This window comes from Escherichia sp. MAL-1, from assembly GCF_052948035.1.
In genome coordinates, this window is sequence record NZ_CM129609.1 from 4640430 (window position 1) to 4663510 (window position 23081).

Below are 23081 nucleotides of genomic sequence, written 5' to 3' on the forward strand. Positions count from 1 at the left end.
TTCGCCCTGCCTTTCTTAATATTTTCCGTGAAGAATTTGCCCTCTGAATAACACCCATAAAAAAACCCGCCGAAGCGGGTTTTTACGTTATTTGCGGATTAACGATTACTCGTTATCAGAACCGCCCAGACCTGCGTTCAGCAGTTCTGCCAGGCTGGCAGATGCGTCTTCGGCAGTCACCTGCGGTGCAGCCGGAGCTTCACCCGCAGCACGGCGACGCATACGATCCTGGTGGTACGCGTAACCGGTACCTGCCGGGATCAGACGACCCACGATAACGTTCTCTTTCAGGCCGCGCAGTTCGTCGCGTTTGCCCGCAACGGCTGCTTCGGTCAGCACGCGAGTGGTCTCCTGGAACGATGCCGCGGAGATGAAGGACTCGGTTGCCAGAGACGCTTTGGTGATACCCAGCAGATCGCGGGAGTAAGTTGCACCCACTTTGCCGTTCGCTTCCAGTTCGCGGTTTGCGATCTTGACGCGAGAGTATTCAACCTGTTCGCCTTCCAGGAAGTCGGAGCTGCCCGCGTTAACGATGGTAGCTTTACGCAGCATCTGACGAACGATAACTTCGATGTGTTTATCGTTAATCTTAACGCCCTGCAGACGGTATACGTCCTGTACTTCGTTAACGATGTAACGAGTAACAGCATGAACACCACGCAGACGCAGAATGTCGTGCGGCGCTTCCGGACCATCGGAAATTACGTCACCACGTTCTACACGTTCACCTTCGAACACGTTGAGCTGACGCCATTTCGGAATCATCTCTTCGTACGGATCGCTACCGTCTACCGGGGTGATAACCAGACGACGTTTACCTTTGGTTTCTTTACCGAAGGAAACGATACCGCTGATTTCAGCCAGGATTGCCGGCTCTTTCGGACGACGTGCTTCGAACAGGTCCGCAACGCGCGGCAGACCACCGGTGATGTCCTTGGTACCGCCGGATTCCTGCGGAATACGCGCCAGGGTGTCACCAGAGCTGATCTGTACGCCATCTTCCAGCTGAACAATCGCTTTACCCGGCAGGAAGTACTGCGCAGGCATATCGGTACCTGGGATCAGAACGTCGTTACCCTGAGCATCAACGATTTTCAGTGCCGGACGCAGATCTTTACCACCTGCGGTACGTTCTGCGGAATCCAGAACCACCAGCGAAGACAGACCGGTCAATTCGTCTGTCTGACGAGTAATGGTCTGACCGTCGATCATGTCAGTAAAGCGTACAAAACCGCTTACTTCGGTGATAACCGGCATGGTGTGCGGGTCCCAGTTTGCAACGGTTTCGCCGCCAGCAACCTGTTCGCCATCGCCTTTCGCCAGTACCGCACCGTAAGGCACTTTGTAGCTTTCTTTGGTACGACCGAATTCGTCGATCAGTTTCAGTTCGGTGTTACGGGAAGTGATAACCAGTTTACCGCTGGAGTTCACAACCGACTTCACGTTGCTGAGCTTGATGCTACCTTTGTTTTTCACCTGGATGCTGGATTCAGCAGCCGCACGAGATGCCGCACCACCGATGTGGAACGTACGCATGGTCAGCTGTGTACCCGGTTCACCGATGGACTGTGCCGCGATAACACCGATTGCTTCACCTTTGTTGATGATGTGGCCACGCGCCAGGTCACGACCGTAGCAGTGCGCACATACACCAAAGTCGGTGTCACAAGATACAACAGAACGTACTTTTACCGCGTCGACAGAGTTCTCTTCCAGCAGGTCACACCACTGTTCGTGCAGCAGCGTGTTGCGCGGAACGAGGATATCAGCAGTACCCGGCTTCAGAACGTCTTCAGCAGTTACACGACCCAGTACGCGATCGCGCAGCGGCTCTTTAACGTCACCACCCTCGATAACCGGAGTCATCATGATACCTTCATGGGTACCACAATCGTCTTCGGTAACCACCAGGTCCTGCGCCACGTCAACCAGACGACGAGTCAGGTAACCGGAGTTTGCAGTTTTCAGTGCGGTATCCGCCAGACCTTTACGAGCACCGTGGGTGGAGATGAAGTACTGGAGTACGTTCAGACCTTCACGGAAGTTCGCGGTGATTGGCGTTTCGATGATGGAGCCATCCGGCTTCGCCATCAGACCACGCATACCAGCAAGCTGACGAATCTGTGCCGCAGAACCACGCGCACCGGAGTCGGCCATCATGTAGATGCTGTTGAAGGAAACCTGCTTCTCTTCCTGACCGTCACGGTTAATCACGGTTTCAGTTTGCAGGTTATCCATCATCGCTTTGGATACACGATCGTTCGCCGCAGCCCAGATATCGATAACTTTGTTGTAGCGTTCGCCCGCAGTTACCAGACCAGACTGGAACTGCTCCTGAATTTCAGCAACTTCTGCTTCTGCCTCGGAGATGATTTCGTGTTTCTTCTCCGGGATGACCATGTCATCGATACCAACAGATGCACCAGAACGCGCTGCATAGGCGAAGCCGGTGTACATGATCTGGTCCGCAAAAATAACGGTCGGTTTCAGACCGAGAATGCGGTAGCAGGTGTTCAGCATTTTGGAGATTGCTTTTTTACCCAGCGCCTGGTTGACGATGGAGTAAGGCAGACCTTTCGGTACAATCATCCACAGAATGGCACGGCCAACAGTCGTGTCTTTCAGGCTGGTTTTCGCTACTAATTCACCGTTTGCATCTTTTTCATACTCGGTGATACGCACTTTAACGCGCGCATGCAGAGAAGCCAGACCAGAGCGATACAGACGTTCTGCTTCTTTCGGGCCAGTCAGCACCATGCCTTCGCCTTTGGCGTTAACACAGTCACGGGTCATATAGTACAGACCCAGAACAACGTCCTGAGACGGAACGATGATTGGTTCGCCGTTCGCCGGGGACAGGATGTTGTTGGTAGACATCATCAGCGCACGCGCTTCCAGCTGGGCTTCCAGCGTCAGCGGTACGTGAACAGCCATCTGGTCACCATCGAAGTCGGCGTTATATGCCGCACAAACCAGCGGGTGCAGCTGGATAGCTTTACCTTCGATCAGTACCGGTTCAAATGCCTGGATACCCAGACGGTGCAGAGTCGGTGCACGGTTCAGCAGTACCGGGTGTTCGCGGATAACTTCGTCCAGGATATCCCAAACGACAGCTTCTTCGCGCTCAACCATTTTCTTCGCAGCTTTAATGGTGGTAGCAAGACCACGCAGTTCCAGCTTGCCGTAGATGAACGGTTTGAACAGCTCCAGCGCCATTTTCTTCGGCAGACCGCACTGATGCAGACGCAGGTATGGACCTACGGTGATTACAGAACGACCGGAGTAGTCAACACGCTTACCGAGCAGGTTCTGACGGAAACGACCCTGTTTACCTTTGATCATGTCGGCCAAAGATTTCAGAGGACGCTTGTTAGAACCGGTGATCGCACGACCGCGACGACCGTTATCCAGCAGGGCGTCTACCGCTTCCTGCAGCATACGTTTTTCGTTACGTACGATGATGTCCGGCGCAGCCAGATCCAGCAGACGTTTCAGACGGTTGTTACGGTTAATGACGCGACGATACAGATCGTTCAGGTCAGAAGTCGCGAAACGACCACCATCCAGCGGAACCAGCGGACGCAGATCTGGCGGCAGTACCGGCAGAACGGTCAGGATCATCCACTCTGGTTTGTTACCAGACTGAACAAACGCTTCCAGCAGTTTGATACGCTTGGTCAGCTTTTTACGCTTGGTTTCGGAGTTGGTTTCGTTCAGCTCTTCACGCAGCTGTTCGCACTCTTGCTCCAGATCCATGCTCTTCAGCAGAGCCTGGATTGCTTCCGCACCCATCTTCGCGTCGAATTCGTCACCGAACTCTTCCAGCGCGTCCAGATACTGCTCTTCAGTCAGGATCTGCTGACGTTCCAGGTTGGTCATACCGCCTTCGATAACCACATAGGATTCGAAGTACAGTACGCGTTCGATATCGCGCAGCGGCATATCGAGCAGCAGGCCGATACGGGACGGCAGCGATTTCAGGAACCAGATGTGCGCAGTCGGGGAAGCCAGTTCGATGTGGCCCATACGCTCACGGCGTACTTTTGTCTGGGTCACTTCAACGCCGCACTTCTCACAGATGACGCCACGGTGTTTCAGGCGCTTGTACTTACCGCACAGGCACTCGTAATCTTTTACCGGCCCAAAGATACGGGCGCAGAAAAGGCCGTCACGTTCTGGTTTGAACGTACGGTAGTTGATGGTTTCCGGCTTTTTAACTTCACCGAAAGACCATGAACGGATCATGTCTGGCGAAGCCAGAGCAATTTTGATCGCATCAAACTCTTCGGTTTTAGTCTGCGCTTTCAGAAACTTTAATAAATCTTTCACGGATTTGCTCCCGTCGGAGTTAGCACAATCCGCTGCCGGGTTTTACCCCGACAGCAGTGACCTGTTTGAGCGAGAATTACTCGTCTTCCAGTTCGATGTTGATACCCAGCGAACGAATCTCTTTCAACAATACGTTGAAGGATTCTGGCATGCCCGGCTCCATCTGATGGTTGCCGTCCACGATGTTTTTATACATCTTAGTACGACCGTTCACGTCATCAGACTTAACGGTGAGCATTTCCTGCAGGGTGTATGCTGCGCCGTATGCTTCCAGCGCCCACACTTCCATCTCCCCGAAACGCTGACCACCGAACTGTGCCTTACCACCCAGCGGCTGCTGAGTAACCAGGCTGTAAGAACCGGTGGAACGCGCGTGCATCTTGTCGTCGACCAGGTGGTTCAGTTTCAGCATGTACATGTAACCAACGGTTACCGGGCGTTCGAACTGTTCACCAGTGCGACCGTCGTACAGGCGGATCTGACCGGAAGTCGGCAGGTCGCCAAGTTTCAGCAGCTCTTTAATTTCTGCTTCTTTCGCACCGTCGAACACCGGCGTTGCGATTGGCATACCTTTGCGCAGGTTTTCAGCCAGACGCATAACTTCTTCATCGCTGAAGGTACTCAGGTCAACTTTCTGACGAACGTCAGCGCCCAGATCGTACGCACGCTGGATGAATTCGCGCAGTTTCGCGACTTCTTGCTGCTGTTTCAGCATGGCGTTGATCTTGTCGCCGATACCTTTCGCAGCCATACCCAGGTGGGTTTCGAGGATCTGACCGATGTTCATACGAGACGGTACGCCCAGCGGGTTCAGTACGATGTCTACCGGCGTACCGTTTTCATCGTAAGGCATATCTTCGATCGGGTTGATCTTAGAAATTACACCCTTGTTACCGTGACGACCTGCCATCTTGTCACCAGGCTGGATACGGCGTTTAACCGCCAGATATACCTTAACAATCTTCAGCACGCCCGGTGCCAGATCGTCGCCCTGGGTGATTTTGCGGCGTTTCGCTTCGAGTTTCTTCTCGAACTCGTGTTTCAGTTCGTCATACTGCTCAGCCAGCTGTTCCAGCTGATTTTGTTTCTCTTCGTCGGTCAGGCCCAGCTCCAGCCAGCGATCGCGCGGCAGTTTGTCGAGCTTCTCAGCTTCAACGCCACCGGCTACCAGCACAGCACGGATACGGCTGAACAGACCCGCTTCGAGGATCTGCAGTTCTTCAGACAGGTCTTTCTTCGCCTGTTTGAGCTGCATTTCTTCGATTTCCAGCGCACGTTTGTCTTTTTCTACGCCATCGCGAGTAAAGACCTGAACGTCGATAACCGTACCGGATACACCGTTTGGTACGCGCAGAGAAGAGTCTTTAACGTCAGAGGCTTTCTCACCGAAGATCGCACGCAGCAGTTTTTCTTCTGGGGTCAGCTGAGTTTCACCTTTCGGCGTAACCTTACCAACCAGAATGTCGCCACCGGTCACTTCCGCACCAATATAAACAATACCGGATTCATCCAGTTTGGAGAGCGCAGCTTCACCCACGTTCGGGATGTCAGCGGTGATCTCTTCTGGCCCCAGCTTGGTGTCACGGGACACACACGCCAGTTCCTGAATGTGGATGGTGGTGAAACGGTCTTCCTGAACAACACGCTCGGATACGAGGATGGAGTCTTCGAAGTTGTAACCATTCCACGGCATGAACGCTACGCGCATGTTCTGACCAAGCGCCAGTTCACCGAGGTCGGTGGACGGACCGTCTGCCAGCACGTCGCCACGTTCAACCGGTTCACCCAGAGACACACACGGCATCTGGTTGATACAGGTGTTCTGGTTAGAACGGGTGTATTTGGTCAGGTTGTAGATGTCGATACCTGCTTCACCCGGATACATCTCGTCTTCGTTAACTTTGATAACGATACGGGAAGCATCCACGTACTGAACGACACCACCACGTTTAGCTACCGCAGTTACACCGGAGTCAACGGCAACAGCACGTTCCATACCAGTACCAACCAGCGGCTTATCAGCACGCAGAGTCGGAACGGCCTGACGTTGCATGTTCGCACCCATCAATGCACGGTTGGCGTCATCGTGTTCCAGGAACGGGATCAGGGACGCACCGACGGATACCACCTGCTGGGTGGATACGTCCATGTAGTCAACCTGGTCACGGCTGAACAAGCTGGATTCGCCTTTGCTACGGCAAGTTACCAGGTCTTCTACGAAGTGGCCTTCTTCATCCAGGTTGGAGTTCGCCTGGGCGATAACGTAGTTGCCTTCTTCGATAGCAGACAGGTAGTGAATTTCGTCAGTTACAACACCGTCGGTCACTTTACGATACGGAGTCTCAAGGAAGCCGTATTCGTTAGTCTGTGCGTACACGGACAGAGAGTTGATCAGACCGATGTTCGGACCTTCAGGGGTTTCGATTGGACATACGCGACCGTAGTGAGTCGGGTGTACGTCTCGAACTTCGAAGCCTGCACGTTCACGGGTCAGACCGCCTGGGCCGAGTGCGGAGATACGACGTTTGTGCGTAATCTCAGACAGCGGGTTGTTCTGGTCCATAAACTGAGACAGCTGGCTGGAACCGAAGAACTCTTTCACTGCTGCGGAAATCGGCTTGGCGTTGATCATATCCTGAGGCATCAGGGTATCCAGATCGCCCAGAGACAGACGCTCTTTCACCGCACGCTCTACACGTACCAGGCCAACGCGGAACTGGTTTTCCGCCATTTCGCCAACGGAACGGATACGACGGTTGCCGAGGTGGTCGATATCATCGACTTCGCCTTTACCGTTACGGATATCGATGAGCTTTTTCATAACATCAATGATGTCGTCTTTGCTCAGGATACCGGAACCTTCGATTTCTTCGCGCAGCAGAGAACGGTTGAACTTCATACGACCAACCGCAGACAGGTCATAACGGTCTTCGGAGAAGAACAGGTTCTCGAACAGGCTTTCCGCTGCTTCACGAGTCGGCGGCTCGCCAGGGCGCATCATGCGGTAGATTTCTACCAGTGCGCTCAGACGGTCGTTAGTTGGGTCGACACGTAAGGTTTCAGAGATATATGGGCCGTGATCCAGATCGTTGGTGAACAGCGTTTCGATACGCTTGTGACCAGACTGGCTCAGCTTAGCCAGCAGATCCAGGCTCAGCTCCATGTTCGCTGCGCAGATCAGCTCGCCGGTAGACTCATCAATATAGTCTTTAGCAACCACTTTACCTGCGATGTACTCAACCGGGACTTCGATCAGTTTGACGTCGTCTTTTTCCAGCTGGCGAATGTGGCGCGCAGTGATACGGCGGCCTTTTTCTACGTACACTTTACCGTTAGCTTCGATGTCAAAAGATGCGGTTTCACCACGCAGGCGTTCCGGCACCAGTTCCATCTGCAGCTTGTTATCACGGATTTCAAAGATAACTTTTTCAAAGAACAGGTCGAGGATCTGCTCTGTGGTGTAGTTCAGGGCGCGCAGAATGATGGTCGCAGGCAGTTTACGGCGACGGTCGATACGTACGAACAGGTTGTCCTTCGGATCGAATTCGAAGTCCAGCCAGGAACCACGGTAAGGGATGATGCGCGCGTTATACAGCACTTTACCCGAAGAGTGGGTTTTACCTTTGTCGGAGTCAAAGAAGACGCCCGGACTACGGTGCAGCTGGGAAACGATAACACGCTCAGTACCGTTGATAACAAAGGTACCGTTGTCTGTCATGAGCGGAATTTCGCCCATGTAGACTTCTTGTTCTTTAATGTCTTTTACGGTGCCTTCCGGCGCTTCGCGCTCATAGATCACCAGACGCAGTTTAACGCGCAGCGGTGCGGAATAGGTCACGCCACGGATTTGACATTCCTGGACGTCAAACACCGGTTCGCCAAGGCGGTAGCTGACGTATTGCAGCTCGGAATTACCGCTGTAGCTCTGAATCGGGAATACGGAACGGAAAGCAGCTTCCAGACCATACTGCCCTTCAGGATCTTGCTCGATAAATTTCTGAAACGAGTCAAGCTGGATAGAAAGGAGATAAGGTACATCCAGAACTTGTGGACGTTTACCAAAATCCTTACGAATACGTTTTTTCTCGGTATAGGAGTAAACCATAGGGTTCCTCAGCTCGCTGACAAGTCGACCCATCTGTCCATTGAGCGGACAGTTTGTGCAACACTATTTTGTTGACCGGAAAATGGAACACTTTCCGCAATGCCTGTTGCTATCACGCTTAAACCATTTCATTGCGATTTACACAGAACGGACGTCCTGTCGCAGTATATTAAGTCGTCGATAGAAACAAGCATTGAAAGGCACAGCAGTAGTCAAACAGTGTGAAACGCTACTGGCGCCTTACAGCGCAAAAAGGCTGGTGACTAAAAAGTCACCAGCCATCAGCCTGATTTCTCAGGCTGCAACCGGAAGGGTTGGCTTATTTAACTTCAACTTCAGCGCCAGCTTCTTCCAGAGCTTTTTTCAGTGCTTCTGCGTCGTCTTTGCTCACGCCTTCTTTCAGAGCAGCCGGTGCAGATTCTACCAGGTCTTTAGCTTCTTTCAGACCCAGGCCAGTTGCGCCACGTACTGCTTTGATAACAGCAACTTTGTTAGCGCCAGCAGCTTTCAGAATTACGTCGAATTCAGTTTTTTCTTCAGCAGCTTCAACCGGGCCAGCAGCTACAGCTACAGCAGCAGCAGCGGAAACACCGAATTTTTCTTCCATTGCAGAGATCAGTTCTACAACGTCCATTACAGACATAGCTGCAACTGCTTCAATGATTTGATCTTTAGTGATAGACATTTAAATTGTTCCTGAATATCAGAATAAGTTTATACGTAAGCGAATGCGTTAAAAAGATAACTGCGATTAAGCAGCTTCTTTCGCATCGCGTACAGCAGCCAGAGTACGAACCAGTTTGCCAGCCGAAGCTTCTTTCATGGTTGCCATCAGGCGTGCAATTGCTTCTTCGTAGGTCGGCAGAGTTGCCAGGCGGTCGATCTGAGACGCCGGGATCAGCTCACCTTCAAAGGCAGCGGCTTTGACCTCAAATTTTGCATTCGCTTTCGCGAACTCTTTGAACAGACGAGCAGCAGCGCCCGGGTGTTCCATAGAGTATGCAATCAGGGTCGGACCAACAAACGCGTCTTTCAGGCACTCGAACGGAGTACCTTCAACAGCACGGCGCAGCAGGGTGTTACGAACAACACGCATGTATACGCCAGCTTCGCGACCTGCTTTACGCAGTTCAGTCATTTTATCTACAGTTACGCCACGGGAATCCGCAACTACTGCAGACAGCGCGCCTTTGGCTACTTCGCTGACTTCAGCAACAATCGCTTGTTTGTCTTGAAGATTTAAAGCCATTAGCTTTGCTCCTGGATGTTTGCCAGAGAAAATCTCTGGAACTCACTTCACTCCTCCAAACGGAGAGAGCGTCTTAATTACGGTGAGCAGAAACAAGCCAGAATATAAAAGAATAATCTTAGCGTTCTGTCACCGTCTACGCAGGGGATTAAGTTTCTTGCGAAACTCCTGCGGTCTTCGACGGAGGCCTGGATAGGCCAGGCTCCAACGAACAAATCTTTTCTATCCGTCGCTATTCAACTTGTGGCGACGTTGGCTTCCTTCATTCGCACCAGTCACATAGTTAGCTATGCTCCTGGCGACTCACTCAGTTGCCGCCTTGCCACAACCCGAATATCTCGGATATACGTCTGCATTAAGCATTATACGTGGGGGTAAGATTGTAGACAAAATCACCGCCCACGTAAAGGCATTAGTTTACAGAAGCGCTCAGGCCAGCCTGGTCAACTGCAACACCTGCACCCATGGTGGTGGAGATGCTAACTTTCTTGATGTACACGCCTTTCGCCTGAGTCGGTTTTGCTTTTTTCAGCGCAACCAGCAGAGCTTCCAGGTTTTCTTTCAGTTTGTCAGCGTCAAAGTCCACTTTACCGATGGTGGTGTGGATGATGCCGTTTTTGTCGTTACGGTAACGAACCTGGCCAGCTTTAGCGTTTTTAACCGCTTCAGCAACGTTCGGCGTTACAGTACCCACTTTCGGGTTTGGCATCAGGCCGCGCGGACCCAGAACCTGGCCCAGCTGGCCAACAACGCGCATTGCATCCGGAGAAGCAATAACAACGTCAAAGTTCATTTCGCCTTTCTTGATCTGGTCAGCCAGATCTTCCATACCTACCAGTTCTGCGCCTGCAGCTTTAGCAGCTTCAGCATTTGCACCTTGGGTAAATACGGCTACGCGAACGGAACGGCCAGTACCGTGCGGCAGTACAGTTGCACCACGTACGTTCTGGTCAGATTTACGAGCGTCGATGCCGAGGTTAACAGCTACGTCCACGCTTTCTACGAATTTAGCAGTCGCCAGCTCTTTCAGCAGTGCGATAGCTTCGTTGATGTCGTACTGTTTGGTTGCATCAACTTTCTCGCGGATAACACGCATGCGCTTGGTCAGTTTAGCCATTTCTTAGTCCTCCACTACCAGGCCCATGGAACGTGCAGTACCTTCGATGGAGCGAGTCATCGCTTCAATGTCGGCACCAGTCATGTCGGCAGCTTTGGTCTGCGCGATTTCCTGCAGCTGAGCGCGGGAAATTTTACCCACTTTGTCTTTGTTCGGCTTACCGGAACCAGACTTGATACCAGCCGCTTTTTTCAGCAGAACTGCTGCCGGCGGGGTCTTGGTAACGAAAGTGAAAGAACGGTCAGCGTAAACGGTGATTACTACCGGAATCGGCAGACCTTTTTCGATGGAATCAGTTTTTGCGTTGAACGCTTTGCAGAATTCCATGATGTTTACGCCCTGCTGACCCAGAGCCGGACCTACTGGCGGACTCGGGTTAGCCATACCAGCTGCAACCTGCAGCTTGACATAGGCTTGTACTTTCTTAGCCATTATAAATTCCTCAAGTTGGGTAATAACGCCTCTGAGAGGCTCCCCGTGATATAAAAAATCGTTTTACGGGCAAGGCCCATAAAAACAAAAGGCGCGAAATTGTATTCCAATCTCACGCCTTGTGCAACGATTAAATCGCCGCTTTTTTGATCGCTGGGTTAGGCTTTTTCAACCTGGCTGAAGTCCAGCTCTACCGGGGTCGCACGACCGAAGATAGAAACAGACACTTTCAGACGAGATTTCTCGTAATCCACTTCTTCAACAACACCGTTGAAGTCAGCGAACGGACCATCATTAACACGGACCATTTCACCCGGTTCAAACAGCGTTTTCGGACGCGGCTTATCACCAACCTGCTGCAGGCGGTTCATAATCGCATCGACTTCTTTATCGCTGATTGGCGCAGGACGATCGGAAGTACCGCCGATGAAGCCCATCACACGCGGTACGCTGCGCACCAGGTGCCAGCTCGCGTCGTTCATCACCATCTGAACGAGGACGTAGCCAGGGAAGAATTTACGTTCGCTTTTGCGACGCTGACCGCCACGGATTTCAACCACTTCTTCGGTTGGTACCATGACTTCACCAAACAAATCTTCCATGTTGTGTAATTTGATATGCTCACGCAGCGACGTTGCTACGCGGCCTTCAAAACCGGAAAACGCCTGAACGACGTACCAGCGCTTTTTAGGAGCTTCAGACATCTCAGAACCTCAGGCCAGTGATAAAGGATACCAGGCGAACCAGAATACCATCCAGTCCCCACAGGATCAGTGACATTACTGCGGTAACCGCAGCCACAATCAGCGTGGTGTGCAATGTTTCCTGGCGAGTCGGCCAAATGACCTTACGGACTTCGGTACGCGCTTCACGGGCAAAAGCAACGGTAGCTTTACCTTTTGTCGTTAACAGCGCGACACCACCCGCTGCAGCAATCAGAATTACTACGGCCAGCGCACGCAGCGGCAGCATAATGTCGCGATAAAGGTAGTTGCCGACAATCGCCACCAGGAGCAATGCCACCACAACGACCCACTTCATCGCTTCCAGGCCGCGCCCGCTTCCTTGAGCTTCGGTATTCGCACTCATAAACCAACCTGTCAGAAGTTTTCTACAAACATTTTCACCCCGCGATCGCGAGGCAAACCAAATCGAAACGCGTATTAGCTTTTCGGATTATACGCCCTCAACAGAGCCTGTCTCAGCAATGATTATGACAAAGAAAATCACTGATGAGCCAGGTTCTGGTACGAAAGCGTGCAAAAAGGGCATCAAATGATGCCCTTTTAGTGCGCATTGCGTCAAATGTTATCGGCAATTAGCTCAGAACTTTTGCTACAACGCCCGCGCCAACGGTACGGCCGCCTTCACGGATTGCGAAACGCAGACCGTCGTCCATCGCGATCGGGTGGATCAGGGTAACAACCATTTTGATGTTGTCGCCCGGCATTACCATCTCTACGCCTTCCGGCAGTTCGATGGTACCAGTCACGTCAGTAGTACGGAAGTAGAACTGCGGACGGTAGCCTTTGAAGAACGGAGTATGACGACCGCCTTCATCTTTGGACAGAATGTACACTTCAGATTCGAACTTGGTGTGCGGCTTGATGGTGCCCGGCTTAGCCAGTACCTGACCACGTTCGATTTCTTCACGTTTGATACCACGCAGCAGAACACCTACGTTCTCACCAGCACGGCCTTCGTCCAGCAGTTTGCGGAACATTTCAACGCCAGTACAGGTAGACTTCTGAGTCTCTTTGATACCAACGATTTCAACTTCTTCACCAACTTTGATGATACCGCGTTCTACACGACCGGTAACAACGGTACCACGACCGGAGATGGAGAATACGTCTTCGATCGGCAGCAGGAACGGCTTGTCAATCGCACGCTCTGGTTCCGGAATGTAAGAATCCAGGAAGCCAGCCAGTTCCAGGATTTTCGCTTCCCACTCTGCGTCGCCTTCCAGCGCTTTCAGAGCAGAACCACGAACGATCGGAGTGTCGTCGCCCGGGAAGTCATACTGAGACAGAAGTTCACGAACTTCCATTTCAACCAGTTCCAGCAGCTCTTCGTCATCAACCATGTCGCATTTGTTCAGGAACACGATGATGTACGGAACGCCTACCTGACGACCCAGCAGGATGTGCTCACGAGTCTGCGGCATCGGGCCGTCAGTCGCAGCAACTACCAGGATCGCGCCGTCCATCTGAGCAGCACCGGTGATCATGTTTTTAACATAGTCGGCGTGCCCCGGGCAGTCTACGTGTGCGTAGTGACGGGTCGGGGTGTCGTATTCAACGTGAGAAGTGTTGATGGTGATACCACGAGCTTTTTCTTCCGGCGCGTTATCGATCTGGTCGAATGCGCGAGCAGCACCGCCGTAGGTTTTAGCCAGTACGGTAGTGATTGCAGCGGTCAGCGTTGTTTTACCATGGTCAACGTGGCCGATAGTACCGACGTTAACGTGCGGTTTTGTACGTTCAAACTTTTCTTTAGACATCGATTGTCCCTCTAAGACACGGATAAATCGGTGATATCACCACATCAACCAGGCAACATGCCCGACTTGTTGAATGCAATAAACAGAAGGAAAAAACAGGGAGGAGAAAAGAAGTGGTGCTGATAGGCAGATTCGAACTGCCGACCTCACCCTTACCAAGGGTGCGCTCTACCAACTGAGCTATATCAGCACATCTTGGAGCGGGCAGCGGGAATCGAACCCGCATCATCAGCTTGGAAGGCTGAGGTAATAGCCATTATACGATGCCCGCATCCTGGAACTCGGCTACCTGATTTTCATTCTGCACTGAATATCGAGAGAAGCTCTCTTCATTCGAGCCGGTAAGCGAACTTATCGTCTCGGGCTACGCCATCGCGTGGCCGAAATTGGTGGTGGGGGAAGGATTCGAACCTTCGAAGTCTGTGACGGCAGATTTACAGTCTGCTCCCTTTGGCCGCTCGGGAACCCCACCGGACTTGATGGTGCCGACTACCGGAATCGAACTGGTGACCTACTGATTACAAGTCAGTTGCTCTACCTACTGAGCTAAGTCGGCATCAAGTAGCGCGCATTCTATGGAGACATGCGAGTTCATGCAACTAAAAAATTGCATAATTTGTTTTATTGGTCACATTTTATGCGACACGATGAAGAAACAGCCGAACGGAGGGCAGATTAGCACACTTTTTCAACATCATTGTGCTCAACAATGCGCTCCTGCTAAACCATAATTCTTTTTATCAGATGGAATATCTGTCACATTGCTTTTCAACGATATCTTCCTGGCAGAGATTTTTTCTTATTATTCCTCCCCATCTGGTGTTACCCTCCTGCCCATTAACCCATTCAACAGAACTGTGACGCGCCATGGCAAATATCGCTTTGCCGATAGAGCTATGACCGCCAGAAACATGCTTATGAGTATAAAAGAGCAAACGTTAATGACGCCTTACCTACAGTTTGACCGCAACCAGTGGGCAGCTCTGCGTGATTCCGTACCTATGACGTTATCGGAAGATGAGATCGCCCGTCTCAAAGGTATTAATGAAGATCTCTCGTTAGAAGAAGTTGCCGAGATCTATTTACCTTTGTCACGTTTGCTGAACTTCTATATAAGCTCGAATCTGCGCCGTCAGGCAGTTCTGGAACAGTTTCTTGGTACTAACGGGCAACGCATTCCTTACATTATCAGTATTGCTGGCAGTGTCGCGGTGGGGAAAAGTACAACCGCCCGTGTATTGCAGGCGCTATTAAGCCGTTGGCCGGAACATCGTCGTGTTGAACTGATCACTACAGATGGCTTCCTTCACCCTAATCAGGTTCTGAAAGAACGTGGTCTGATGAAGAAGAAAGGCTTCCCGGAATCGTATGATATGCATCGCCTGGTGAAGTTTGTTTCCGATCTCAAATCCGGCGTGCCAAACGTTACAGCCCCTGTTTACTCGCATCTTATTTATGATGTGATCCCGGATGGAGATAAAACGGTTGTTCAGCCTGATATTTTAATTCTTGAAGGGTTAAATGTCTTACAGAGCGGGATGGATTATCCACACGATCCACATCATGTATTTGTTTCTGATTTTGTCGATTTTTCGATATATGTTGATGCACCGGAAGACTTACTTCAGACGTGGTATATCAACCGTTTTCTGAAATTCCGCGAAGGGGCTTTTACCGACCCGGATTCCTATTTTCATAACTACGCGAAATTAACTAAAGAAGAAGCGATTAAGACTGCCATGACATTGTGGAAAGAGATCAACTGGCTGAACTTAAAGCAAAATATTCTACCTACTCGTGAGCGCGCCAGTTTAATCCTGACGAAAAGTGCTAATCATGCGGTAGAAGAGGTCAGACTACGCAAATAATTTGCAGGGGAGCGAATACTCCCCTTTCTTATTTTTCTGCACTACGCAGGGATATTTCACCGCCCATCCAGGGTTTTATTATTCCATCCTGCTCAAGTAATAAAGCCCCCTGTTTGTCTATTCCGCGTGAAATGCCAAATATTTCTTTATCACCAATGATAAGTTTCACTGGGCGATTAATAAAATTATCCAGCTTTTCCCAGCGCGACAGATAAGGTGCCAATCCTTCTTGTTCGAAGAGTTCCAACGCAGCACGTAATTCACGTATTAGCATGGCCGCCAACGTATTACGATCGAGATTGATCCCCGCTTCCTGCAGCGTGATCCACCCCTGATTAACGACACTCTCTTCAACACGGCGCATTGCCATGTTGATCCCGGCTCCAATGACTATTTGCGCCGCATCGCCAGTTTTGCCAGTCAGCTCCACAAGAATGCCTGCCAGCTTGCGATCCTGCAGATAGAGGTCATTAGGCCATTTGACACGAACTTTATCTGCTCCCAGCTTGCGTAATACTTCCGCCATCACGATACCGATAACCAGACTTAAACCAATCGCCGCCGCCGGGCCTTGTTCCAGACGCCAGAACATCGACAAATATAAGTTTGCGCCAAAAGGCGAAAACCATTTCCGCCCCCGGCGACCACGGCCAGCCTGCTGGTATTCTGCAACACAGGCATCGCCCGATTTAAGCTCTCCGATACGATCAAGAAGGTACTGATTCGTGGAGTCAATAACTGGCAGCACGGCTACACTACCGCCATCCAGCTGACCCAATATCTGTTCAGCATTAAGTAACTGGATGGGCCCAGGCAGGCTGTATCCTTTACCCGGAACGGTAAAGACATCAACGCCCCAGTCACGCAGTGTCTGAATGTGTTTATTAATAGCCGCCCGGCTCATTCCCAGCGTTTCACCCAACTGCTCGCCAGAGTGAAATTCACCGTTCGCTAACAGGGCAATCAATTTCAGTGGCACGGTGTTATCCTTCATGAAATTGTCTCCACTGCGCTCACTTCACCTGATGCACCAATAAAGCGGACTTCAGGCTCAAGCCAGACATTAAATTTTTCACCCACTTTTTGTCTTACATGGTGTGCCAGTTGCACCACATCTTCGCTTTTTGCATTGTCTTCATTAATGAGAACTAACGCCTGTTGACGGTGCACCGCAGCCCCACCCATTTGCATCCCTTTTAGCTGGCACTGATCAATAAGCCAACCTGCTGCCAGTTTTACTGAACCATCCGCCTGGGGGTAATTTGGTGCTGTTGGAAATTGTGACAGTAATGCTTCAGCCGTTTCGGCAGATACAACAGGGTTTTTGAAGAAACTACCGGCATTGCCATTCACTTTTGGATCAGGGAGTTTGGTGGTGCGCATATGACACACCGCATTAAATACTTGCTGTGGCGTTACTGTTGTAGGATCCAGACGAGTTAAGTCACCATACGTTAGTACAGGTTGCCACTCTTTTGGCAGACGCAGACCTACGGCTACAATGGCGAAGCGATCCTGGTATTCATGTTTAAAAATACTGTCGCGATAGCCAAAACGGCACTCTTTGGCAGTTAAGCGCACTTGCTTGCCTGTCGCCAGTTCAACACAATCAACATAAGCGCAAACTCGCTGTAATTCTACGCCATAAGCACCAATATTCTGGATAGGTGATGAGCCGACACAACCAGGAATTAATGCCAGATTTTCCAGACCAGGCATACCTTCCTGCAAAGTGTATTTTACCAGGCGATGCCAGTTTTCTCCGGCTCCTACATGTAAATACCACGCATCAGGTTCATCATGAATTTCGATACCTTTGATCCGGTTGATGATCACCGTGCCGCGATAGTCTTCCAGAAAAAGTACATTACTTCCTTCACCCAGAATAAGAACGGGTTGTCCTTCTGCGGTTGCATGCTGCCAGGCATTGAGTAATTGTTGTTCGTCTTCGGCACATACAATGTGCTGAGCATTATGATCAATGCCAAATGTGTTCCAGGGTTTTAAGGAGTGGTTCATAGCTGCTTTCCTGATGCAAAAACGAGGCTAGTTTACCGTATCTGTGGGGGGATGGCTTGTAGATATGACGACAGGAAGAGTTTGTAGAAACGCAAAAAGGCCATCCGTCAGGATGGCCTTCTGCTTAATTTGATGCCTGGCAGTTCCCTACTCTCGCATGGGGAGACCCCACACTACCATCGGCGCTACGGCGTTTCACTTCTGAGTTCGGCATGGGGTCAGGTGGGACCACCGCGCTAAGGCCGCCAGGCAAATTCTGTTTTATCAGACCGCTTCTGCGTTCTGATTTAATCTGTATCAGGCTGAAAATCTTCTCTCATCCGCCAAAACATCTTCGGCGTTGTAAGGTTAAGCCTCACGGTTCATTAGTACCGGTTAGCTCAACGCATCGCTGCGCTTACACACCCGGCCTATCAACGTCGTCGTCTTCAACGTTCCTTCAGGACTCTCAAGGAGTCAGGGAGAACTCATCTCGGGGCAAGTTTCGTGCTTAGATGCTTTCAGCACTTATCTCTTCCGCATTTAGCTACCGGGCAGTGCCATTGGCATGACAACCCGAACACCAGTGATGCGTCCACTCCGGTCCTCTCGTACTAGGAGCAGCCCCCCTCAGTTCTCCAGCGCCCACGGCAGATAGGGACCGAACTGTCTCACGACGTTCTAAACCCAGCTCGCGTACCACTTTAAATGGCGAACAGCCATACCCTTGGGACCTACTTCAGCCCCAGGATGTGATGAGCCGACATCGAGGTGCCAAACACCGCCGTCGATATGAACTCTTGGGCGGTATCAGCCTGTTATCCCCGGAGTACCTTTTATCCGTTGAGCGATGGCCCTTCCATTCAGAACCACCGGATCACTATGACCTGCTTTCGCACCTGCTCGCGCCGTCACGCTCGCAGTCAAGCTGGCTTATGCCATTGCACTAACCTCCTGATGTCCGACCAGGATTAGCCAACCTTCGTGCTCCTCCGTTACTCTTTAGGAGGAGACCGCCCCAGTCAAACTACCCACCAGACACTGTCCGCAACCCGGATTACGGGTCAACGTTAGAACATCAAACATTAAAGGGTGGTATTTCAAGGTCGGCTCCATGCAGACTGGCGTCCACACTTCAAAGCCTCCCACCTATCCTACACATCAAGGCTCAATGTTCAGTGTCAAGCTATAGTAAAGGTTCACGGGGTCTTTCCGTCTTGCCGCGGGTACACTGCATCTTCACAGCGAGTTCAATTTCACTGAGTCTCGGGTGGAGACAGCCTGGCCATCATTACGCCATTCGTGCAGGTCGGAACTTACCCGACAAGGAATTTCGCTACCTTAGGACCGTTATAGTTACGGCCGCCGTTTACCGGGGCTTCGATCAAGAGCTTCGCTTGCGCTAACCCCATCAATTAACCTTCCGGCACCGGGCAGGCGTCACACCGTATACGTCCACTTTCGTGTTTGCACAGTGCTGTGTTTTTAATAAACAGTTGCAGCCAGCTGGTATCTTCGACTGATTTCAGCTCCACGAGCAAGTCGCTTCACCTACATATCAGCGTGCCTTCTCCCGAAGTTACGGCACCATTTTGCCTAGTTCCTTCACCCGAGTTCTCTCAAGCGCCTTGGTATTCTCTACCTGACCACCTGTGTCGGTTTGGGGTACGATTTGATGTTACCTGATGCTTAGAGGCTTTTCCTGGAAGCAGGGCATTTGTTGCTTCAGCACCGTAGTGCCTCGTCATCACGCCTCAGCCTTGATTTTCCGGATTTGCCTGGAAAACCAGCCTACACGCTTAAACCGGGACAACCGTCGCCCGGCCAACATAGCCTTCTCCGTCCCCCCTTCGCAGTAACACCAAGTACAGGAATATTAACCTGTTTCCCATCGACTACGCCTTTCGGCCTCGCCTTAGGGGTCGACTCACCCTGCCCCGATTAACGTTGGACAGGAACCCTTGGTCTTCCGGCGAGCGGGCTTTTCACCCGCTTTATCGTTACTTATGTCAGCATTCGCACTTCTGATACCTCCAGCATACCTCACAGTACACCTTCACAGGCTTACAGAACGCTCCCCTACCCAACAACGCATAAGCGTCGCTGCCGCAGCTTCGGTGCATGGTTTAGCCCCGTTACATCTTCCGCGCAGGCCGACTCGACCAGTGAGCTATTACGCTTTCTTTAAATGATGGCTGCTTCTAAGCCAACATCCTGGCTGTCTGGGCCTTCCCACATCGTTTCCCACTTAACCATGACTTTGGGACCTTAGCTGGCGGTCTGGGTTGTTTCCCTCTTCACGACGGACGTTAGCACCCGCCGTGTGTCTCCCGTGATAACATTCTCCGGTATTCGCAGTTTGCATCGGGTTGGTAAGTCGGGATGACCCCCTTGCCGAAACAGTGCTCTACCCCCGGAGATGAATTCACGAGGCGCTACCTAAATAGCTTTCGGGGAGAACCAGCTATCTCCCGGTTTGATTGGCCTTTCACCCCCAGCCACAAGTCATCCGCTAATTTTTCAACATTAGTCGGTTCGGTCCTCCAGTTAGTGTTACCCAACCTTCAACCTGCCCATGGCTAGATCACCGGGTTTCGGGTCTATACCCTGCAACTTAACGCCCAGTTAAGACTCGGTTTCCCTTCGGCTCCCCTATTCGGTTAACCTTGCTACAGAATATAAGTCGCTGACCCATTATACAAAAGGTACGCAGTCACACGCCTAAGCATGCTCCCACTGCTTGTACGTACACGGTTTCAGGTTCTTTTTCACTCCCCTCGCCGGGGTTCTTTTCGCCTTTCCCTCACGGTACTGGTTCACTATCGGTCAGTCAGGAGTATTTAGCCTTGGAGGATGGTCCCCCCATATTCAGACAGGATACCACGTGTCCCGCCCTACTCATCGAGCTCACAATATGTGCATTTTTGTGTACGGGGCTGTCACCCTGTATCGCGCGCCTTTCCAGACGCTTCCACTAACACACACACTGATTCAGGCTCTGGGCTCCTCCCCGTTCGCTCGCCGCTACTGGGGGAATCTCGGTTGATTTCTTTTCCTCGGGGTACTTAGATGTTTCAGTTCCCCCGGTTCGCCTCATTAACCTATGGATTCAGTTAATGATAGTGTGACGAATCACACTGGGTTTCCCCATTCGGAAATCGCCGGTTATAACGGTTCATATCACCTTACCGACGCTTATCGCAGATTAGCACGTCCTTCATCGCCTCTGACTGCCAGGGCATCCACCGTGTACGCTTAGTCGCTTAACCTCACAACCCGAAGATGTTTCTTTCGATTCATCATCGTGTTGCGAAAATTTGAGAGACTCACGAACAACTTTCGTTGTTCAGTGTTTCAATTTTCAGCTTGATCCAGATTTTTAAAGAGCAAATATCTCAAACATCACCCGAAGATGAGTTTTGAGATATTAAGGCAGGTGACTTTCACTCACAAACCAGCAAGTGGCGTCCCCTAGGGGATTCGAACCCCTGTTACCGCCGTGAAAGGGCGGTGTCCTGGGCCTCTAGACGAAGGGGACGTATCAGTCTGCTTCGCAAGACGCCTTGCTTTTCACTTTCTATCAGACAATCTGTGTGAGCACTGCAAAGAACGCTTCTTTAAGGTAAGGAGGTGATCCAACCGCAGGTTCCCCTACGGTTACCTTGTTACGACTTCACCCCAGTCATGAATCACAAAGTGGTAAGCGCCCTCCCGAAGGTTAAGCTACCTACTTCTTTTGCAACCCACTCCCATGGTGTGACGGGCGGTGTGTACAAGGCCCGGGAACGTATTCACCGTGGCATTCTGATCCACGATTACTAGCGATTCCGACTTCATGGAGTCGAGTTGCAGACTCCAATCCGGACTACGACGCACTTTATGAGGTCCGCTTGCTCTCGCGAGGTCGCTTCTCTTTGTATGCGCCATTGTAGCACGTGTGTAGCCCTGGTCGTAAGGGCCATGATGACTTGACGTCATCCCCACCTTCCTCCAGTTTATCACTGGCAGTCTCCTTTGAGTTCCCGGCCGGACCGCTGGCAACAAAGGATAAGGGTTGCGCTCGTTGCGGGACTTAACCCAACATTTCACAACACGAGCTGACGACAGCCATGCAGCACCTGTCTCACAGTTCCCGAAGGCACCAATCCATCTCTGGAAAGTTCTGTGGATGTCAAGACCAGGTAAGGTTCTTCGCGTTGCATCGAATTAAACCACATGCTCCACCGCTTGTGCGGGCCCCCGTCAATTCATTTGAGTTTTAACCTTGCGGCCGTACTCCCCAGGCGGTCGACTTAACGCGTTAGCTCCGGAAGCCACGCCTCAAGGGCACAACCTCCAAGTCGACATCGTTTACGGCGTGGACTACCAGGGTATCTAATCCTGTTTGCTCCCCACGCTTTCGCACCTGAGCGTCAGTCTTCGTCCAGGGGGCCGCCTTCGCCACCGGTATTCCTCCAGATCTCTACGCATTTCACCGCTACACCTGGAATTCTACCCCCCTCTACGAGACTCAAGCTTGCCAGTATCAGATGCAGTTCCCAGGTTGAGCCCGGGGATTTCACATCTGACTTAACAAACCGCCTGCGTGCGCTTTACGCCCAGTAATTCCGATTAACGCTTGCACCCTCCGTATTACCGCGGCTGCTGGCACGGAGTTAGCCGGTGCTTCTTCTGCGGGTAACGTCAATGAGCAAAGGTATTAACTTTACTCCCTTCCTCCCCGCTGAAAGTACTTTACAACCCGAAGGCCTTCTTCATACACGCGGCATGGCTGCATCAGGCTTGCGCCCATTGTGCAATATTCCCCACTGCTGCCTCCCGTAGGAGTCTGGACCGTGTCTCAGTTCCAGTGTGGCTGGTCATCCTCTCAGACCAGCTAGGGATCGTCGCCTAGGTGAGCCGTTACCCCACCTACTAGCTAATCCCATCTGGGCACATCCGATGGCAAGAGGCCCGAAGGTCCCCCTCTTTGGTCTTGCGACGTTATGCGGTATTAGCTACCGTTTCCAGTAGTTATCCCCCTCCATCAGGCAGTTTCCCAGACATTACTCACCCGTCCGCCACTCGTCAGCAAAGCAGCAAGCTGCTTCCTGTTACCGTTCGACTTGCATGTGTTAGGCCTGCCGCCAGCGTTCAATCTGAGCCATGATCAAACTCTTCAATTTAAAAGTTTGATGCTCAAAGAATTAAACTTCGTAATGAATTACGTGTTCACTCTTGAGACTTGGTATTCATTTTTCGTCTTGCGACGTTAAGAATCCGTATCTTCGAGTGCCCACACAGATTGTCTGATAAATTGTTAAAGAGCAGTGCCGCTTTGCTTTTTCTCAGCGGCGCGGGGTGTGCATAATACGCTTTCCCGCTACAGAGTCAAGCATTTATTTTTGCTTTCTCTGCCGGAGTTCTCAGGAGAACCCCGCTGACCCGGCGGCGTGTTTGCCGTTGTTCCGTGTCAGTGGTGGCGCATTATAGGGAGTTAT

Annotated in this window: 12 protein-coding genes, 5 tRNA genes and 3 rRNA genes; 1 reads left to right on the forward strand and 19 read right to left on the reverse strand. The window is 51.4% G+C overall.

The window, feature by feature from the left end:
- Positions 1-105 precede the first annotated feature (105 nt).
- From rpoC to ACU8XX_RS23210, 13 genes are all read right to left on the reverse strand, one after another.
- Positions 106-4329: a DNA-directed RNA polymerase subunit beta' gene (gene rpoC / locus ACU8XX_RS23150; RefSeq protein ID WP_000653944.1), complete on the reverse strand. Its 4224-nt coding sequence runs from the start codon at positions 4327-4329 to the stop codon at positions 106-108.
- Between the two features lie 76 nt (positions 4330-4405).
- A complete protein-coding gene (gene rpoB, locus ACU8XX_RS23155) occupies positions 4406-8434 on the reverse strand; it encodes a DNA-directed RNA polymerase subunit beta (RefSeq protein WP_000263098.1) in 4029 nt (1342 codons plus the stop codon).
- Between the two features lie 319 nt (positions 8435-8753).
- The gene (gene rplL / locus ACU8XX_RS23160; protein WP_000028878.1) at positions 8754-9119 is read right to left on the reverse strand and encodes a 50S ribosomal protein L7/L12; all 366 of its coding nucleotides are present in this window, start codon (positions 9117-9119) and stop codon (positions 8754-8756) included.
- Between the two features lie 66 nt (positions 9120-9185).
- On the reverse strand, positions 9186-9683 hold the full coding sequence (gene rplJ, locus ACU8XX_RS23165) for a 50S ribosomal protein L10 (protein WP_001207201.1): 498 nt from the start codon (positions 9681-9683) through the stop codon (positions 9186-9188).
- A 412-nt stretch (positions 9684-10095) separates the two neighbouring features.
- Positions 10096-10800 carry a 50S ribosomal protein L1 gene (rplA, locus tag ACU8XX_RS23170; protein WP_001096684.1) on the reverse strand — a complete coding sequence of 235 codons (705 nt, stop codon included), beginning with the start codon at positions 10798-10800 and terminating at the stop codon, positions 10096-10098.
- Between the two features lie 3 nt (positions 10801-10803).
- Positions 10804-11232: a 50S ribosomal protein L11 gene (rplK, locus tag ACU8XX_RS23175; RefSeq protein WP_001085926.1), complete on the reverse strand. Its 429-nt coding sequence runs from the start codon at positions 11230-11232 to the stop codon at positions 10804-10806.
- Between the two features lie 158 nt (positions 11233-11390).
- Positions 11391-11936 (reverse strand): transcription termination/antitermination protein NusG, encoded by a 546-nt coding sequence (nusG, locus tag ACU8XX_RS23180; protein ID WP_001287516.1) that lies wholly within the window; start codon positions 11934-11936, stop codon positions 11391-11393.
- Position 11937: 1 nt separating this feature from the next.
- Positions 11938-12321, reverse strand: coding sequence for a preprotein translocase subunit SecE (secE, locus tag ACU8XX_RS23185; protein WP_001275702.1), 384 nt, complete (start codon positions 12319-12321; stop codon positions 11938-11940).
- 229 nt (positions 12322-12550) lie between these two features.
- Positions 12551-13735, reverse strand: a complete 1185-nt coding sequence (gene tuf, locus ACU8XX_RS23190; protein ID WP_000031784.1) for an elongation factor Tu — start codon at positions 13733-13735, stop codon at positions 12551-12553.
- Positions 13736-13849: 114 nt separating this feature from the next.
- A tRNA-Thr gene (locus ACU8XX_RS23195) sits at positions 13850-13925 on the reverse strand.
- A gap of 6 nt (positions 13926-13931) precedes the next feature.
- Positions 13932-14006, reverse strand: a tRNA-Gly gene (locus ACU8XX_RS23200).
- A gap of 116 nt (positions 14007-14122) precedes the next feature.
- Positions 14123-14207: transfer RNA gene (locus tag ACU8XX_RS23205), tRNA-Tyr, on the reverse strand.
- Positions 14208-14215: 8 nt separating this feature from the next.
- Positions 14216-14291 (reverse strand) — tRNA-Thr (locus ACU8XX_RS23210).
- Between the two features lie 361 nt (positions 14292-14652).
- Between ACU8XX_RS23210 and coaA the strand changes: the two genes are divergently transcribed.
- Positions 14653-15603: a type I pantothenate kinase gene (gene coaA, locus ACU8XX_RS23215; RefSeq protein ID WP_000023081.1), complete on the forward strand. Its 951-nt coding sequence runs from the start codon at positions 14653-14655 to the stop codon at positions 15601-15603.
- A 28-nt stretch (positions 15604-15631) separates the two neighbouring features.
- Here coaA and birA read toward each other — a convergent pair whose 3' ends face one another.
- The 6 genes from birA to ACU8XX_RS23245 all read right to left on the reverse strand — a co-directional run bounded on the left by birA (position 15632) and on the right by ACU8XX_RS23245 (position 22766).
- Positions 15632-16597, reverse strand: coding sequence for a bifunctional biotin--[acetyl-CoA-carboxylase] ligase/biotin operon repressor BirA (gene birA, locus ACU8XX_RS23220; RefSeq protein WP_032173770.1), 966 nt, complete (start codon positions 16595-16597; stop codon positions 15632-15634).
- Positions 16594-17622 (reverse strand): UDP-N-acetylmuramate dehydrogenase, encoded by a 1029-nt coding sequence (gene murB / locus ACU8XX_RS23225; protein WP_001016666.1) that lies wholly within the window; start codon positions 17620-17622, stop codon positions 16594-16596. The genes birA and murB overlap by 4 nt, the downstream gene beginning before the upstream one ends.
- A 134-nt stretch (positions 17623-17756) precedes the next feature.
- Positions 17757-17872: ribosomal RNA gene (rrf, locus tag ACU8XX_RS23230) — 5S ribosomal RNA — on the reverse strand.
- A gap of 94 nt (positions 17873-17966) precedes the next feature.
- Positions 17967-20870 (reverse strand): 23S ribosomal RNA (locus ACU8XX_RS23235).
- Between the two features lie 193 nt (positions 20871-21063).
- Positions 21064-21139: transfer RNA gene (locus ACU8XX_RS23240), tRNA-Glu, on the reverse strand.
- Positions 21140-21224: 85 nt separating this feature from the next.
- Positions 21225-22766 (reverse strand): 16S ribosomal RNA (locus ACU8XX_RS23245).
- Together the 16S, 23S and 5S rRNA genes with 1 tRNA gene alongside form the textbook arrangement of a ribosomal RNA operon.
- Positions 22767-23081: the final 315 nt, after the last annotated feature.

Excerpts from the sequence above, each read along its gene's own strand:
- tuf (WP_000031784.1), bottom strand. The coding sequence starts at position 13,735 with ATGTCTAAAGAAAAGTTTGAACGTACAAAACCGCACGTTAACGTCGGT.
- murB (WP_001016666.1), bottom strand. The coding sequence starts at position 17,622 with ATGAACCACTCCTTAAAACCCTGGAACACATTTGGCATTGATCATAAT.
- rplL (WP_000028878.1), bottom strand. The coding sequence starts at position 9,119 with ATGTCTATCACTAAAGATCAAATCATTGAAGCAGTTGCAGCTATGTCT.
- birA (WP_032173770.1), bottom strand. The coding sequence starts at position 16,597 with ATGAAGGATAACACCGTGCCACTGAAATTGATTGCCCTGTTAGCGAAC.
- nusG (WP_001287516.1), bottom strand. The coding sequence starts at position 11,936 with ATGTCTGAAGCTCCTAAAAAGCGCTGGTACGTCGTTCAGGCGTTTTCC.
- rplJ (WP_001207201.1), bottom strand. The coding sequence starts at position 9,683 with ATGGCTTTAAATCTTCAAGACAAACAAGCGATTGTTGCTGAAGTCAGC.
- secE (WP_001275702.1), bottom strand. The coding sequence starts at position 12,321 with ATGAGTGCGAATACCGAAGCTCAAGGAAGCGGGCGCGGCCTGGAAGCG.
- rpoB (WP_000263098.1), bottom strand. The coding sequence starts at position 8,434 with ATGGTTTACTCCTATACCGAGAAAAAACGTATTCGTAAGGATTTTGGT.
- coaA (WP_000023081.1), top strand. The coding sequence starts at position 14,653 with ATGAGTATAAAAGAGCAAACGTTAATGACGCCTTACCTACAGTTTGAC.
- rplK (WP_001085926.1), bottom strand. The coding sequence starts at position 11,232 with ATGGCTAAGAAAGTACAAGCCTATGTCAAGCTGCAGGTTGCAGCTGGT.
- rplA (WP_001096684.1), bottom strand. The coding sequence starts at position 10,800 with ATGGCTAAACTGACCAAGCGCATGCGTGTTATCCGCGAGAAAGTTGAT.